Annotated in this window: 9 protein-coding genes; 8 read left to right on the plus strand and 1 reads right to left on the minus strand. The window is 67.7% G+C overall.

Annotated elements, in window-relative coordinates; genetic code table 11:
• Positions 1 to 27: 27 nt before the first annotated feature.
• From AncyloWKF20_RS02365 to AncyloWKF20_RS02385, 5 genes are all read left to right on the plus strand, one after another.
• Positions 28 to 3,414: a TonB-dependent receptor gene (locus tag AncyloWKF20_RS02365; protein ID WP_279316366.1), complete on the plus strand. Its 3,387-nt coding sequence runs from the start codon at positions 28 to 30 to the stop codon at positions 3,412 to 3,414.
• A gap of 268 nt (positions 3,415 to 3,682) precedes the next feature.
• Positions 3,683 to 4,189 (plus strand): sigma-70 family RNA polymerase sigma factor, encoded by a 507-nt coding sequence (locus AncyloWKF20_RS02370; RefSeq protein WP_279316367.1) that lies wholly within the window; start codon positions 3,683 to 3,685, stop codon positions 4,187 to 4,189.
• 91 nt (positions 4,190 to 4,280) lie between these two features.
• Positions 4,281 to 5,249, plus strand: coding sequence for a FecR domain-containing protein (locus AncyloWKF20_RS02375; protein ID WP_279316368.1), 969 nt, complete (start codon positions 4,281 to 4,283; stop codon positions 5,247 to 5,249).
• 163 nt (positions 5,250 to 5,412) lie between these two features.
• On the plus strand, positions 5,413 to 8,760 hold the full coding sequence (locus AncyloWKF20_RS02380) for a TonB-dependent receptor (RefSeq protein ID WP_279316369.1): 3,348 nt from the start codon (positions 5,413 to 5,415) through the stop codon (positions 8,758 to 8,760).
• Positions 8,761 to 8,849: 89 nt separating this feature from the next.
• Positions 8,850 to 9,569 carry a phosphoribosyltransferase gene (locus AncyloWKF20_RS02385; RefSeq protein WP_279316370.1) on the plus strand — a complete coding sequence of 240 codons (720 nt, stop codon included), beginning with the start codon at positions 8,850 to 8,852 and terminating at the stop codon, positions 9,567 to 9,569.
• A 235-nt stretch (positions 9,570 to 9,804) separates the two neighbouring features.
• Here the strand turns inward: AncyloWKF20_RS02385 and AncyloWKF20_RS02390 are convergent, their stop codons facing one another.
• Positions 9,805 to 12,093 (minus strand): xanthine dehydrogenase family protein molybdopterin-binding subunit, encoded by a 2,289-nt coding sequence (locus AncyloWKF20_RS02390; RefSeq protein ID WP_279316371.1) that lies wholly within the window; start codon positions 12,091 to 12,093, stop codon positions 9,805 to 9,807.
• A 254-nt stretch (positions 12,094 to 12,347) separates the two neighbouring features.
• Here AncyloWKF20_RS02390 and AncyloWKF20_RS02395 point away from each other — a divergent pair, with 254 nt between their 5' ends.
• Genes AncyloWKF20_RS02395 through AncyloWKF20_RS02405 form a run of 3 tightly spaced genes read left to right on the plus strand, consistent with a single transcriptional unit; the run spans position 12,348 to position 16,707 of the window.
• A complete protein-coding gene (locus AncyloWKF20_RS02395) occupies positions 12,348 to 14,651 on the plus strand; it encodes a xanthine dehydrogenase family protein molybdopterin-binding subunit (RefSeq protein ID WP_279317858.1) in 2,304 nt (767 codons plus the stop codon).
• A complete protein-coding gene (locus AncyloWKF20_RS02400; protein ID WP_279316372.1) occupies positions 14,648 to 15,526 on the plus strand; it encodes an FAD binding domain-containing protein in 879 nt (292 codons plus the stop codon). Before AncyloWKF20_RS02395 ends, AncyloWKF20_RS02400 begins: the two co-directional genes overlap by 4 nt.
• Positions 15,523 to 16,707 carry a 2Fe-2S iron-sulfur cluster-binding protein gene (locus tag AncyloWKF20_RS02405; protein ID WP_279316373.1) on the plus strand — a complete coding sequence of 395 codons (1,185 nt, stop codon included), beginning with the start codon at positions 15,523 to 15,525 and terminating at the stop codon, positions 16,705 to 16,707. The genes AncyloWKF20_RS02400 and AncyloWKF20_RS02405 overlap by 4 nt, the downstream gene beginning before the upstream one ends.
• Position 16,708: the final 1 nt, after the last annotated feature.

Below are 16,708 nucleotides of genomic sequence, written 5' to 3' on the forward strand. Positions count from 1 at the left end.
ATCAGGGACAGAAGACGGGCAGGGATCATGCAGGCCACCACCGACGCGACGCACCACCTCTCTCACGCGGCCCGCCAGAGCCGCCGCCGGAGCCGCCACGCGCGGCGCGTCGCGCTTCTCGCCTCGGTCGCCCTGAGTGTGATGGCCGCCGCCCCGGCCGCCCGCGCGCAGGGCACCTCGCCCGCGACCGCCACGGCGAGCCGCGCGCTCAGCCTCGATATTCGCGCCCAGCCGCTCGGCGCGGCGCTCACCGCCTTTGCCGATCAGGCGGGGCTGCGGCTGCTGTTTCCCTCCAGCCTCGTCGCCGGCCGCACCAGCGCGGCGCTGATCGGCCGCTTCACCCGCGAGGAGGCGCTGGCCCGCCTGCTCGGCGGCACCGGGCTCAGCTACGCCTTCACCAGCCCCAACACGGTGCGCATCAGCGCCCCCGTCTCGAGCGAGGCGACCGCGTCCGACGGCACGATCGAGCTGGGCACCATCGACGTGAATGCCGGCGCCAATCCGGCCGATCGTCCCTATGAGACCCCCGGCTCGACCAACTACATCTCCAGCGCCGAGATCGAGCGCTTCCCGCCGCAGACCGCCGGTGCCCTGTTTCAGGGCACCCCGGGCGTCATCTCCGGCACCGGCAATAACGGCGCCTCCATCGACCCGAACATTCGCGGTCTTCAGGGCATGAACCGCGTCGCCGTCACCATCGACGGCGCCCAGCAGTCCACCTCGAGCTATCGCGGCTATTCGGGCGTCCAAAGCCGGACCTATGTCGATCCCGATCTCATCAGCGGCGTGAGCATCACCAAGGGGCCGGACGGCGCCGTCGCCGGGGCGATCGGTGGCACCATCGCCATGGAGACGCTGAATGTGGAGGATCTGCTGAACCCGAGCGAGAACTGGGCCCTGCGGCTGCGCACCGGGGTCAGCAGCAACAGCACCGCGCCGGTCATCGGTCAGGCCACGGCCAATTATGACGGCGGCAGCACTGAGATCAGCAATGGCAGCGTCGCTGTTGCCACGCGCGAGGAGAATATCGACTTCGTCGCCGCCTTCGTCCGTCGCCAGACGGGAAACTACACCGCGGGCACGCAGGGGGCTCTAACCACCGTCGACTATCTCGGAGAGACCGCGCCACTATCCAATTATGGTTATGGGCAGGAGGTCTACAACACCTCGGAGGACGTCACCTCCGGTTTGCTCAAGGTTACGATGCGGCCCACGGATGAGCAGGAGTTCGAGCTAGGCTATCTTTATTACGGCAATGATTTCGGCGAAGTGTCGCCGTCCGCAATCACCGCGGGCAATGGCGTAACCTTCCAGCTGCCGCTCAGTTCGGTGGCGGTCAACCAGGTCACAGCGTCCTATCACTACCAGCCCGTCGACACCGACATGGTCGACCTGAAGGTCAATGCGTATGCCTCCAGCATCGACGAGACCAATATGTTCGCGGCGCTGGATGTGGTCGAGCCGCTCCGGCAGCAATCGCAGAATGTCGGCATCAGCGCGCAGAACACGGCGCGGTTCGCGCTGGCGGAAAGGCCGGCGGCGCTGACCTTCGGCGGCAGCTATACCTATGAGAATGCCCGGCCTGACACAGCCTATGACTATACCGATCTCGCGCTCTGGGCCGTGCCGGCCAATGGCGAGCGCGAGGTCGCGTCGGTGTTTACCCGCCTGAAATGGGAGATGACCGACTGGCTGACGGCCGAGGCTGGACTTGAATACTTGACCTATACAACCGCCTTCAACGGAACGACGAGCTACAACGTTCCCGGAGAAGATTTCTCGGCCTATTCCGGCAGTGGGTTCAGCCCAAGTGCCCGCGTGACGGTGGCGCCGTTCGAGGGGTGGCAGCTTTACGCCCAGTATCAGAGCGGCATTCGTCCCCTGAGCGTGCGCGAGGTCAGCCAGACCCGCAGCGATCAGGTCTTCAATCCCGATCTTGAGGCGGAAGAGGCGAGCAACTGGGAGGTCGGCACCAACCTGCTGCGTCAGGACGTCTTCATGGCCGGCGACAAGGCGCGGCTGAAGCTGGCCTATTTCGACAACACCACCGACAACTATGTCGGCCGGCAGTTCGGTGGCGTCGGCTATATGAGCCTGTTCAACTACGATTTCGTGCGCTTCAAGGGTTATGAGCTGTCCGGCGGCTACGACATGGGTCGCTACTTCGCCGAGTTCGGCATCAACTATTACACCGATTTCGAGGCATGCCAGCAGAACGGGGTCTGCACCGATTACACGCTCTCGGCCGACTACCTGACCAACCAGATTCCCCCGCGCTTCACCGCTTCCTTCACCGCCGGCGCCCGCTTCTTCGACGAGCGGCTGACGGTCGGCGGCCGCGTTACCTATATGGGCGAGCGCCTCGCCGAGGTGCAGTCGGACGGTATGTACTTCACCTGGGTGACCAAGGTGTGGGAGCCCTACACCGTCATCGACGCTTTCGCGCAGTTCAAGATCAACAGCAACATCACGCTCGATGTCAGCGTCCAGAACCTGACCGACGCCTATTACGTCGACGCGCTCAACAACACCGACATGCCGGCGCCTGGCCGCACCTTCATGCTGTCGCTCACCGGCAAGCTGGGCGGAGAGGAAACGCTGGCGCCGCCGCGGATCGCCCTGCCGGAAAACGACATCTGGACCGGCTTCTATGTCGGTGGTCATGCGGCCTATGGGCGTGGCTCGGTGACGGGCGAAACGACCTTCGCCGACGGCACGACCAACGCGCATGCGCTCGGCGAGTCCGCGGACCAGTCGTTCAGCGGCGGCATGTGGGGTGGCCAGTTCGGCTACACCTATCGGTTCGACAACAATGTTGTGCTGGGTGTCGAGGCCGACATCTCCTTCTCCCAGATGGGTGCGTCGAGCCAGTTGGGCGCTTCCGAGACCGCAACGCTGATCGCGGCGGACATGCCGGAGTCGCAGACCGATTACGCGTTTGAATGGCTGGCGACGCTGCGCGCCCGCGCGGGCTATGCGGCGGGCCGCCTTATGGTCTACGGGACCGGCGGTCTGGCCTTCCTGCGGGAGTCCGAGCAACGCTCGCAATACATCGTGTCGACCGCGGGCGATCGCACGAATCTGGCATTTGGCGAGACCGATTCCGAAACGCGAACCGGTTTCTCACTCGGTGCCGGCGCCGAATACGCCATCAGCAACCGCTGGACGCTGAAGGCTGAATATCTTTATGCCGGCTTCGGCGTGGACGACTTCCTGTTTGGCGACGCCCGTTCCGGTGTCCTGCGCAGCACGACGGCGCGCGTGGCAAATGGCTGCATCTACGTCGGAACGCGCTGTATCACCCGCTATGTCAATGTGACGACACCCGGCACCTCCGACACGGTGAGCGGCCGCACCGTGTCGAACGAGGCGGACCTCCAGCTCGTCAGGATCGGCCTCAATTACCGGTTCTAGACGGCAGGCACCGCCCCGGACGTGACGCCCCGCGTCGTGCGGCCGGGGCCATTGCGTGTCCGCAGATTTAATCTGTAATCAATCTAAATCATTGATGTTGCATGATAAAACGGATTGGCTAAGGGTAGCTGAACCTCTCTTTCGGGAGCCGCCCGTACCGGGTGACCGGCGGCGCGCGGCGTCCCAGGTGATCAGCCTTGGCCCTTCGCGCGATCAGTCCCCGGACCCCCCCGATCTTGCCCGCCACTGGCGCGGGCGGGGGGTACGCGTGAGTCTCAATCTCTGGCTTGCCGACCTCTACCGGCGCCACCACCGCGATCTCGTGCGCTTCGCCGCCCGGCTGGTGGGCGACCGCGATGGCGGCGAGGAGGTGGTGCAGAATGCCTATCTGCGGCTCGCCGGCCGCCCCGCCCAGGCGGCGGTGATCGAGCATCCCAAGACCTATGCCTTCGCGGCCACCCGCACCGCCGCCATCGACTTCACCGCCCGCCGCCATGCCGAATGGCTCTACCGCGTCGATATCGAGGAGATCGACGCACTGGCCGTGACGGGCGATCCTGAAGGCCCGCTGCATCACCGCCGCCGCATCGTCCGGCTCGCCGTGCTGCTCAACGAACTGCCGGCGGCCTGCCAGACCGCCTTCGTGATGAACAAGCTGGAAGGGCGCGGGCATCGTGAGATCGCCGGCCATCTCGGCGTGTCCGTCAGCATGGTGGAAAAGCACATATTGCGCGCGCTCATCCACTGCCGCGACCTGATGCGGGATGAGGCGTGAGGCGGGTGTTGAGGATTTCTCCGCCGCGCGCCGTCTATAGGGACAAGCCGCCGAGCCACTCCGGCCCGTGCGCCGTTCTGTGAGCCTGTCCATGGATCGTCCTTCCCATCCGCCCCGTGCGCTGTCCGACGAGGCGCTCGGCTTCATCGTGCGGCTCAATTCCGGTGAGGCGCAGCCCGCCGACCGCGCCGCTTTCACCGCCTGGCGGGAGCTGAGCGCCGATCATGAGGCGGCCGCGCGCGAGGCCGAGCAGCTCTGGGGCGAGGCGTCGGAGCTGCATCAGGATCCGCGGACCGGCCTGATCCGCCCTGGTGCCTCCGCTCGCCCGCGTCGAAGCGGCCTGTCGCGCCGGGCAATGCTGGGCGGCGCCGCCGGTCTTGGCGTCGTGGGGGCGGGCGGGGCGTGGATGGCGGGGCTTCTCGGCGCACGGCCGGACATCGCCACAGGCACGGGCGAGGTGCGCACGGTGACGCTCGCCGACCGCTCGCGCGTCACGCTGAACGCCCGCAGCGCCCTCGCGCTGGATTTCTCCCCGGCGCGGCGGGGCGTGCAGCTGCTCGCCGGGCAGGCCTTCTTCGAGGTGGCCCCCGATCCGGCACGCCCCTTCGAGGTGGCGGCGGGCGCGGGCCGCGTGCGTGCCCTCGGCACCGCTTTCGACATCGACGCCAATCGCGGCGATGGCTCGCTCGCGGTCGGCGTCACCGAACATGCCGTCGAGGTGACCGGCACCACCGTCCTGACGCTGAACGCCGGCGAGCGTGTCGAGATCGCCGGCAATGGCCGCCTTGGCCCCGTCACCCTTCAGCCCGCCGACGTCACCCTCGCCTGGCGCTCGGGCCTGTTCATCGCCGAGGATCGCCCGCTCGCCGACATCCTCGCGGCGCTCCGGCCCTACGATGCCGGCTGGATCCTCGCGCGCGGGGAGGGGATCAAGGCGCTCCGGGTCAATGCGGTGCTGGACCTGCGCACCCCCGACCTGTCGCTCGCCGCCCTCGCGCAGGGCCTGCCGATCCGCGTGATGCAGCTCTCGCCCTACCTCACCGTCGTGTCGGCGAGCTGACCCGCAAAAAAATCGCACCGGCCACTGAGGATTTTCCACGCCGCTCCGGTCTTAGCCAGCGAGGGACCAGACGACCCGGCAAGGCACGGCCCTCGTCACGCAAGCGGAGACAGGACAGATGGCGGGCTTTACGGGGCGAACGGGGACACAGCGGGGCGGCATCTTGCGCGCCGATATGCTGCGGGCGGGGCTTATCGCCTCCACCATGCTGATGCCGGTGCCCTTCATCGGCGCGCAGGCGCAGACGACTACGGCCGCGCGGGTGAGCTTCGACATTCCCGCCCAGCCGCTTGGCGCCGCGCTCACCATTTTCGCCCGGCAGACCGGCATCAAATTCGCCTATCCCGCCGCGCTCACCAGCGGGCGCACCTCCCCGGCGCTGCGCGGCAGCTTTTCGGCGGAGGAAGCGCTCGCCCGTCTGCTCGGCGGCAGCGGCCTCATTTACGCCTTCACCAGCCCGACCAGCGTGACCATTTCCGCCCCGCCGCCGGCCGGCGCGGAGGCCGCTGCCGCAGCCGGCGGCACGATCGAGCTTGGCACCATCGACGTGAATGCCGGCACCAGCCCGGAAAACCGCCCCTATGAGACGCCGGGATCGACCAACTACATCTCCGCCGCCGAGATCGAGCGTTTTCCCGGCCTGACCTCGGGCGCGATCTTCCAGAGCACGCCCGGCGTGTTCACCGGCTCCAGCAATAATGGCGGCTCGATCGACCCGAATATTCGCGGTCTTCAGGGCATGAACCGCGTCGCCACGACGATTGACGGCTCGCAGCAGGCGACCTCCTCCTATCGCGGCTATAATGGCGTTGATAACCGCACCTATATCGACCCCGACCTGATCTCCGGCATCACCATCACCAAGGGGCCGGATGGCTCGGTCGCGGGAGCCATCGGCGGCACCATCGCGGCGGAAACGCTGGGGGTGGCCGATATTCTCGACCCCGGCCAGACCTATGGCGCCCGCGTGCGTGCCGGCCTGACCTCGGGCCTCACCGACCCGGTGATCGGCCAATCGGGCGTCACCGAGAGCGGCGGCGACGCGCCCGGCCCGACCAATATCAGCCTGGCGCTCGCCACCACCTCGGAGAACATCGACTTCGTCGCCGCCTTCGTGCGCCGCAAGACCGGCAATTATTCGGCCGGCACCAACGGTTCGCTGACCTATGACGGCGTCGACGGGCCGCAGCGCCTGTCCAGCTATGGCTATGGGCAGGAGGTCTACAACACCTCGGAGGACGTGACCTCCGTGCTGCTCAAGACCGTGCTGCGCCCGACCGACGAGCAGGAAATCAAGCTCGCCTACATGCATTACGACAATGTCTATGGCGAGGTGACGCCGGGCGTCGTCAATGTCGACAATTACATGCTGCAAATGCCGCTCAACTCGGTCTCGCTCGACCAAGCGACGGTGCATTACCACTACAAGCCGGTGGAGACCGATCTCGTCGACATCCACGCCAACGCCTATGTGTCGAACATCGACGAGACGGTGAACTACGCCGCCTATTCCACCGCGACGCCGGTGCCGCAGAACGCGGTGAATGCCGGCATCTCCGCCTCCAACACCTCGCTGTTCAGCCTCGCCTCGACCCCGCTCGCCGTCACCTTCGGCGGTTCCTACCGGCAGGAGAGCGGCACGCCGGTGGGCGACCTTCTGGTCGACTACGGCAACGGCGCCATCCCGCCGGATGCGCAGGCGCAGGTCGCCAGCGTCTTCGGCCGGGCCAAATGGGAGCCGTGGTCCTGGCTCGCGGTGGTGGGCGAGCTGCAATACATCAACTATCAGAGCACCTTCCTGGGCGTGGAGAGCTGGTCCTATGAGGGGGAGGACTTCGCCACCTATGCCGGCGATGGGGTGAGCCCGTCGATCAGCGTCACCCTGAGCCCGGCGGAGGGCTGGCAGGTCTACGCGCAGTACCAGACCGGCATTCGCCCGCCGGGGCTGCGCGAGGTCAGCATGACCCGCTATGAGCAGCTGTTCAATCCCGACCTCGAGGCCGAAAACGCCCGCAATTTCGAGGTCGGCGTCAATTTCCTGCGTGAGAACCTGTTCAAGCCGGGCGACGAGGGCAAGCTGAAGCTCGCCTATTTCGACAACAAGACCTACAACTATATCGGACGGGATTATGAGAACGCCCGGATGATCCTGTTCAATTATGACTATGTGCAGTTTCAGGGCATCGAATTCTCCGGTGGTTACGATGCCGGCTGGGGCTTCGTTGATTTCGGCATCAATTACTACACCGGATTCAATGCCTGCCTCGATGACGGGGAGTGCATCGACTACACGCTTCAGTCGGACTATTTGACCAATCAGGTGCCGCCGGAATTCACCGCCTCGGTCACCGCCGGCCTGCGGTTCTGGGATGACCGTGTCACCGTCGGCGGGCGCGTCACCTATGTCGGCGAGCGCCTCGCCGAGCTCTATCAGGCCGAGGACGATCCCTATTTCTTCATCACCAAGGCTTGGGCGCCCTATACGGTGGTCGACCTGTTCGGCAGTTGGAAGATCAACGATCATCTGACGCTCGATGTCGGCGTGCAGAACCTGCTCGACGCCTATTATGTCGACGCGCTCAACAACACCGACATGCCCGCGCCGGGCCGCACCATCACCGTCGGGCTCACCGGCAAGCTGGGCGGGGAGGGGCCGCTGCCGGCGCTGACCAAGAGCTTTCCCAAGCCCAACGGCCCGTGGACCGGCCCCTATGCCGGCGTGAATGCCGGCTTCGGCTATGGCCGGATCACCGGCAGCACCACGGCGGGCGATGGCAGCGCCAATGCGGTGGCGGCGAGCGAATCCGCCGACCAGAGCCTGGAGGGCATGATCGGTGGCTTCCAGGGCGGCTTCAACTACCAGTTCGCCAATAATCTCGTTGTTGGCATCGAGGCCGATTTCTCCTGGATGCAGATGCAGGACGAGGCGGTGATCTATTCCACCGAGACCGCCGCGCTCATGGAGCGCGACGCCCGCGAGGCCCGTATCAAGTACCAGTATGACTGGCTCTCCACCGTGCGCGCCCGCGTCGGCTACGCCGCCGGCAGCTGGATGGTCTATGGCACGGGCGGTCTCGCCTTCCTGAAGGAGCGGGAGCAGCGCGGCCAGTATCTCGCCGCCGCCAACCCGGCCTACAGCTCCACCGTGCCCACCCCCAGCAGCACCTCGCTCGCCTTCACCGAGACGGCGGACAATGTGCGCACCGGCTTCTCCGTCGGCGCCGGCGCCGAATATGCCTTCGGCAGCAACTGGTCGCTGAAGGCGGAGTATCTCTATGCCGGCTTCGGCGCGGAGGACTTCCTGTTCGGTAATGGCCGGGGCGGCGTGAGCCGCGATTACCAGATCCGCACGCTGTGCCGGCGCGGCCAGGTCACGGCGATCTGCAGCGGCGCCTCGACCGGCTATGTCTATCAGGGCTTCAACGGCGCGGGCGACGATGTGATCGGCCGCACCGCCTCCAACGAGGCCAATCTCCAGCTCTTCCGCATCGGCCTGAACTACCGGTTCTGAAGCGCCCGCGCGCCCTGCCGCTGTGGATGCGGGGCGCGTGGGTCCGTCTTGGCGATGGCCCGGCCCGCCCTGCGCCGTTAGGCTGGGGCGTGTCCGACGATTTCACCGAATCCACGCTGGCCTATTGGCAGGAACTGCACCCCGGCGTGCCGGCGGGTGTCGCGGCCGCGCCGCCCTATCGGCGGGGCTATCCGGTGACGCTGCCGGATGGGCGGGTGCTGGTCCTGCCGCTGCGCCGCCTGCCGAATTCCGATCAGGCGGTCGCCTCGCTGATCGCCAATCAGGCGTCGCATGAGGTGGTCGCCGCGCTGACCGAGGCGATGGCCGTGGAGGCCCACGCGCTCGGCGCCGAGATCATTGCCGGCCTGCCGACACTCGGCCTCGCCTTCGCCGCCGGGGTGGCAGAACGGCTCGGCCAGACCCGCTATGTGCCGCTCGGCTATTCCCGCAAGTTCTGGTACGCCGACGCGCTCTCCGAGCCGGTGTCCTCCATCACCTCGCCCGAGGCGGGCAAGCGCCTGCGGCTCGACCCGAACCTGCTGCCGCTCATCGAAGGCCGGCGCGTCGTCTTGGTCGACGACGCCATCTCCACCGGCGCGACGGCGGTGGCCGCCTGCCGGCTGCTGGCCCGCGCGGGCGCTGAGATCGCCGGCATGGTGGTGGCGATGAAGCAGACCAATCGCTGGGTCGCCGCCATGGCGGATGTTCTCCCGCGCGAGACGATCCGCGCCGCCTATGGCTGCCCGCGCTTCACCCTGCGCGACGATGGCTGGTGGCCGGAGGAAGCGACGCGGCCGGAGGTTCCGTAGGGGGCAATGGGAGCCTGAAGTCCCCCTGCGCGACGTCATGGCCGGGCGTGGCCCGGCCATCCACGACTTCCCTTGCGTCCGCCAAAGTCGTGGATCCCCGGGTCAAGCCCGGGGATGACGGCGTGATTGTTGCCGAGCGCGCGGCTTGTCCGGGACACGCGCCACCCGTTTCCCGGCCCAGCGACGCCGCAGGCGGAGCGCCGAGCCGGGATCCAGCGCCCGACTCTTTGGCGCCTTAGCCCCGCGCCGCTTGAACCGCCTCCCACACCCGCGACGGGGTGAGCGGCATGTCGAGATGGGTGATGCCGAGGTCCGACAGCGCATCCACCACGGCGTTGACGAAGGCGGGCGGGGCGCCGATGGCGCCGGCTTCCCCGGCGCCCTTGATGCCGAGCGGGTTGGTCGTGCAGGGGGTGTTCTGCGTCGTCACGGAAAAGAACGGCAGGTCGTCGGCGCGCGGCAGGCCGTAATCCATGAAGGAACCGGACAGCATCTGCCCGGTCTCGGGGTCGTACACCGTGCGCTCGGTCATCGCCTGGCCGATGCCCTGGGCGATGCCGCCATGCACCTGACCGGAGAGCACCAGCGGGTTCAGCGTGCGGCCGAAATCATCGACCACCGTGTAGCGCTCGACGGCGATGAGCCCGGTCTCCGGGTCCACCGCGACCTCGCAAATATGCGCGCCATTGGGGAAGGTGCCGATCATCTGTTCGAAATCGCCGACGCCCTCCAGCCCGCCGACCTTGGCGGCGACATCGACGATGCCGACATGCCGGTTGGTGCCCGGCACGCGGAACAGCCCCTCGTCGAAATCGAGCTCGCGCTCGTCGACCTCCAGGAGCTTGGCCGCCGCCTGGCTCGCTTTCGCCAGCAGCGCCCCGGCGGCGAGCTTGAGCGCCCCGCCGCCATGCACCATGGAGCGCGAGGCGACCGTGCCGCCGGCCGACGGAATGGGATGCGCCGTGTCGCCGGTCTTCACCGTGATGCGGGCGGGGTCGAGGCCCAGCGCCTCGGCGGTCATCTGCACATAGGTGGTCTCGTGACCCTGCCCGGTGGACTGGGTGCCGACATGCACGGTCACCGCGCCATCCGCGGCGATCTCCACGCGCGCGCCCTCCTTGCCGGGCACGCCGGTGCGCTCGATGTAATAGGCAAGGCCGATGCCCCGCAGCGTGCCGTCGCTCGCGGCCCGCCGCGCCGGGAAACCGGCCCAGTCGGCTTCCTCCATGGCGCGATGCATCACCCGGACGAAATCGCCGGAATCATAGGTCACGCCGGTCGCGGTCCGGTGCGGCATCTCTTCGGGCGGGATCATGTTGAGCGCGCGTAAGGCGTCCGGCCCGATGCCGATCTCGCGCGCCGCCTTGTCCACCAGCCGCTCGATCAGATAGGCCGCCTCCGGCCGCCCGGCGCCGCGATAGGCGTCGATCGGCGCGTTATTGGTGTAGGCGATGCGCACATCGGTCGCCACCACCGGGATCTTGTAGACGCCCGGCGCCATGGGCGGGCCGGAGAGTGTCGGGCAATAGACGCCGAAGGCCGACAGCGCCCCGCCGGCGCTCGCCAGCGTCTCCACCTTCAGCGCGGTGAAGCGGTTCTCGGCGTCGAGCCCGAGCCACGCCTTCGAGGCGTTGTCGCGGCCCTGCGTGTCCGACAGGAAGGCTTCCGCCCGGCTCGACTGCCAGCGCACGGGACGGCCGAGCTTGCGCGCGGCATAAAGCACCAGCGCCTGTTCGGGGTAGGGGATCGCCTTCATGCCGAAGCCGCCGCCGACATCGGGGGTGATGACGCGCAGGCGGTCCGCCGGCAGGCCGAACACGCCCTCGAACATGAAGTCGCGGATCATGTGGCTGCCCTGTGAGCCCGTCACCAGCGTGAACTGGCCGGCCTCGGCCTCATAGAGCCCGATGGCGTTGCGCGGCTCCATGGAGGAGACGACGATGCGGTTGTTGATCAGCTCCACCTCGACGACCCGCGCCGAGGCTTTGAGCGCGGCATCGGCCGCGTCGATCTCGCCGAGCCGCCAGTGCAGCGCCAGATTGCCCGGCGCCTCCTCGAACAACTCCGGCGCATCCGGCGCCAGCGCGCTCGCGGGCTCGACGACGGTGGGCAGGTCGTCAATGTCGAGCATCACCGCTTCCGCTGCGTCCTGCGCCGCGCGGGCGGAGGTCGCGACGACAAAGGCGACGGGCTCGCCGAGATAGCGTACCTTGCCGGCGGCCAGCAGCGTGTGAGCGGGAAGCGGCATTTTCTCGCCGCTCACATGGTCGAGCACGATGATGACCGGGAGTGCGCCGATGCCGTCGGCGGCGAGGTCATCGGCGGTGTAGACCGCCAGCACCTCCTCCATCTCGCGCGCGGCGCTCACATCGACGCCGTTGAGCACGCCATGGGCGACGGGGGCGCGCACCACGGCGGCGAACAACTCGCCCTCATAATGAATGTCGTCGGTGAAGCGGCCGGTGCCGGTGATGAACCGGAGATCCTCGACCCGCCGGAAGGGTTGACCCAGACCGAACTTCATCGCGCCGCTCCCTCATTCTGCCGCCGAAAAAGGCATTGCATGATTGTGCTCACTTGCCAATCATTCTATTTGCTCAAAGTCCAGCACATATCGTAGGATAAGCCCGCATCGTGAATAAGATAGCAGTTTCAACGTGAGGTTTGAGGCGCGTGTCGTCAGGGGCGTTCGAGACCGGTTCGCCGGCGGTTGACGGGCAGGGCAAGGCCGCGCGCGGTGTCGGCGCGTCGCTGCCTCGCAAGGAAGATGCCCGGCTCATGGAAGGGCGCGGGCGGTTCATTGGCGACATGCGATTTCCGGGCCAGCTGGAGGCCGCCTTCCTGCGCGCGACCCTCGCCCATGCCCGCATCACCGCCATCCACATTCCCGCCCATCTGAAGGGCCGCGCCTTCACCCATGAGGACATGGTGGGGGTGAAGGACATTCTCGCCAAGACCGGCCTGCCGGGCTTCCGCGTCTCCACCCAGCCCTCGCTGGCGAGCGGCAAGGTGCGCTTCGTCGGCGAGCCGGTGGTGATGGTGCTGGCGGATACCCGCGCCGAGGCGGAGGATCTGCTGGAAGAGATCCAGGTCGAGTACGAGGAACTGCCGGCCAATCACGACATGCTGCGGTCCGTCACCCCGGAGGCCGCGCGCATCCATGAGGACTGGCCGGACAACGTCTTCCTCGTCTCGCAGGCCGAGAAGGATTTCAGCGCGACGCTGGCGGATGCGCCGATCAAGGTGACGCGCGAGGTGCGCACCAGCCGGCAGTGCATGGCGCCGCTGGAGGGCAAGGGTTGCATCGCCGTCTCCGAGCGCCACACCGAGCAGCTTCATCTGTGGACCTCGACGCAGATGCCGCACATCGTCCGCTCCGGCCTTGCCGAGTGCCTCGGGTTGGACGAGCGGAAAATCCGCGTCGTCGCCCCCGATGTCGGCGGCGGCTTCGGCTGGAAGGGGCTGCTTCAGCCCGAGGAAGTGTGCTGCGCCTGGGCGGCGCTCAAGCTCGACCGGCCGATCAAATGGCTGGAGGACCGGCGCGAGCACCTGATCGCTGCCGCCAATTGCCGCGAGCACCATTACATCATGACCGCCTATGCCGACGCCGATGGCCATTTGCTCGGCTTCGAGGCCTCCGCCCATGTCGATGCCGGCGCCTATTCGGTCTACCCGTTCTCCGCCTGCCTTGAGGGCGCGCAGATCGTCTCCAATCTGCCCGGCCCATATAATTTGCCGGCCTATCGCGCCCGCGCTTTGTCGGTGTGCTCCAACAAGCCGCCCATCGTGCCCTATCGCGGCGTCGCCCGCACCGGCGTGTGCACGGCGATGGAGTTGATGATCGACGCGGTCGCCCGCGCCGCCGGCATCGAGCCCTATGAGGTGCGCCTGCGCAACCTCGTGCGGCCCGACCAGATGCCCTTCCGGTCCATCACCGGCAAGGATTTCGACATGGGCGACTATCCCGAAAGCCTGCGCCGCGCCCACGCCATGATCGGCCATGACGCCGTTCGCGCCCGCCAGCAGCAGGGTGAAGCGGATGGGCGGCGCATTGGGCTCGGCTACGCCATCTATTGCGAGCAGGGCGCCCACGGCACCTCGGTCTATCATGGCTGGGGCATCCCCATGGTGCCCGGCTTCGAGCAATGCGGCGCGCGCCTCACCCCGGACGGCACGCTGGAGGTGCGCGTCGGCAATCAGAGCCACGGCCAGTCCATGGAGACCACGCTGGCGCAGGTCGCCTGCGAGGTGCTGGGCATCGACCCGGAGCTGGTCAATGTCGTGCATGGCGACACAGCGATGACGCCCTATTCCACCGGCACCTGGGGCTCGCGCTCCGGCGTGATGGCGGGCGGCGCGGTGGCGAGCGCCTGCGACAAGCTGGGCGAGCGCATCAAGCGCATCGGCGCGCATCTGCTACAGGCCCCACTCGATGCCGTGCGGATCGAGGACGCGAAGGTCGTCGGCCCGTCCGGCTCCGTCACTTTCCGCGAGATCGCCCACACCTTCTACCGCGCGCCGCAGAACCTGCCGGTTGATGCCGACCCGGACGGGCTGGATCTTGTCGCCGGCTACCGGCCGGTGGTGGATACCGGCACCTTCTCCTACGCCACCCATGCCTGCGTAATCGCGGTGGAGCCGGAGACCGGCGAGGTGGAGATCCTCGATTACGTCATCGTCGAGGATGGCGGCGTGCTGCTGAACCCGATGGTGGTCGACGGCCAGATCTATGGCGGCACCGCGCAGGGCATCGGCACCGCGCTCTATGAGGAGATGGTCTATGACGAGAACGGCCAGCCGCTCGCCTCGACCTTCGCCGATTATCTCCTGCCCGGCGCCAATGAAATGCCGCCGGTGAGGATCCAGCATATGGAAACGCCCTCGCCCAACACCCGCTTCGGGCAGAAGGGCATCGGCGAGGGCGGCGCCATCGCCCCGCCCGCCGCCATCGGCAACGCCATCAATGACGCGCTGGCCGATCTCGGTGTGGAACTCACCGTCTCGCCGATGACGCCGCGCCGGGTGCGCGAGGCCGTGCTCGCCGCGCGTGCGCGCCTGCATTCCGGGGAGGGCGCCGCGTGAAGCCCGCCCGTTTCGACTATCTGCGGCCCGCCGATCTCCCCGCCGCGCTGACGGCGCTGCGGGACGACGCGGGCGCCAAGCCAGTGTCGGGCGGGCAGAGCCTCGGGCCGATGCTGAATCTGCGCCTCGCCCGGCCCTCGCTGCTCGTCCATGTCGGGGCGCTGCCCGAGCTGCGGGCGGTGGAGGAGGGGCCCGACGCCATCGTCTATGGCGCGGCGATCACCCATGCCGAGTTCGAGGACGGCGCGGTGCCGGACGCGACGCCCGGCTTCCTCGCCCGCATCGCGGGAGGAATCGCGTACCGCGCGGTACGCAATCGCGGCACGATCGGCGGCAGCCTCGCCCATGCCGACCCGGCGGCCGACTGGCCGACCACGCTCGCCGCCCTTGGCGCGCGGGTGCGGCTGGCGCGCGTGGCTGCACACACTGGTCACCAGGCTGGACACACTGGCCTGACTGGTCACCTCACTGCACTCATCGAACCGCGCGAAATACCGGTCGAGGACTTCATCACGGGCGCCTTCGAGACGGCGCTGGGGGAGGGGGAAATCGTCACCGGCGTGGCCGTTCCACGGTGTCATGACACCGCTCGCTTCGGCTATCGCAAGTCCTGCCGCAAGGTCGGCGAGTTCGCCGAGGCCATGTGCGCGGTGCTTTATGACCCCGCGCGCGGCGTCGTCCGCCTCGCCGTGGGCGCCACGGAGGCCCGGCAATTGGTGATTCAGGATGCTCGCTTCATTCTGCAAGATATTGAGAAGATTGACGAAGTCCTGCACGAGGCCGGGCTCGCCGACGACCCCGCGAGCTTTCGCCTGCGCCGCGCGGTGATCCGTCAGGCCATCGCCGCGCTTGAGCCCGAGAGCCTTTCCGCATGACGTCCCTGTCGATCGAGGTCAATGGCCGCCCCATCGACGCCGAGGTCGAGCCGCGCCAGAGCCTGGCCGACTTCCTGCGCGAGGAATTGCTGCTCACCGGCACGCATCTCGGCTGCGAGCACGGCGTCTGCGGCGCCTGCACGGTGCTGGTGGACGGTGCCCCGGCGCGTTCCTGCATCGCCTTCCCGGTGATGCTGGAGGGGTCAAAAATCACGACAATAGAAGGACTTATCGACGATCCCGTAATGCTGGAACTGCGCGCCGCCTTCACCCGCGAGCACGCTCTCCAGTGCGGATTCTGCACGCCGGGCATGCTGGTCATGGCGCGCGATATCGTGCTGCGCCGGCCCGGTCTCGATGAGGCCGCCATCCGGCATGAGCTCGCCGGCAATCTGTGCCGCTGTACCGGCTATGCGGGAATTGTCATGGCAATTCAACAGGTTGCGGCCGCGCGCGCGAATGAGGCGCCGGTGGTGACGCGCGGTGCCCTGACACCGCCGCCGTCCTACGCTTCGCCGCTCACCTTACCAGTGGCGCCGAGCCGCGCCGTCGCGCCGTCCCCGGCACCGGTGAATACGCCGGCTGAGGCCATCGAGGCGGCACCGCCAGTCCCCGAGCTGCTGCGCAATCCCGTTGAAATCACTGAGGAATTCGATGTCGCCGCGCCGCGCCCCACGGTGTGGGCGCTGTTCCAGGATCCCGCCCGCGTCATCGCCTGCCTGCCCGGTGCGCAGCTGACCGAGCCGTCTGACGGTAACATGATCCGGGCCAAGATGGTGGTGAAGCTCGGCCCGATGCAGGCGGCCTTTGGCGGACTCGGCGTCATCGTCACCGACCCCGCCGCCTGGTCCGGCACCATCCATGGGCGCGGCGTGGATGAGAAGAGCGCCACGCGGGTGCAGGCGCGGCTCATCTATCGTCTTGAGGAGCAAGGCGAAAATCTCACCCGCGTGCGGGTTGATGTCGCCTATGTGCTGCAGGGTCCGCTGGCGCAGATGAGCCGGGGCGCCATCGCCCGCGACCTCGCCGCCCGCCTGACCGCGACGTTCGCGGCCAATCTCGACCGGGCGCTGCAGGGTGGGGAGGTCGTGGCCGAGGCGGCGCCGCTCGACGCCGGCGGGCTGTTCCTCGCCATGCTGAAGGGCTGGCTCGCCCGGCTGTTCGGGCGCCGCGGGGCTTGAA

The sequence above is a fragment of the Ancylobacter sp. WKF20 genome (genome assembly GCF_029760895.1).
Classification (GTDB): Bacteria; Pseudomonadota; Alphaproteobacteria; order Rhizobiales; family Xanthobacteraceae; genus Ancylobacter.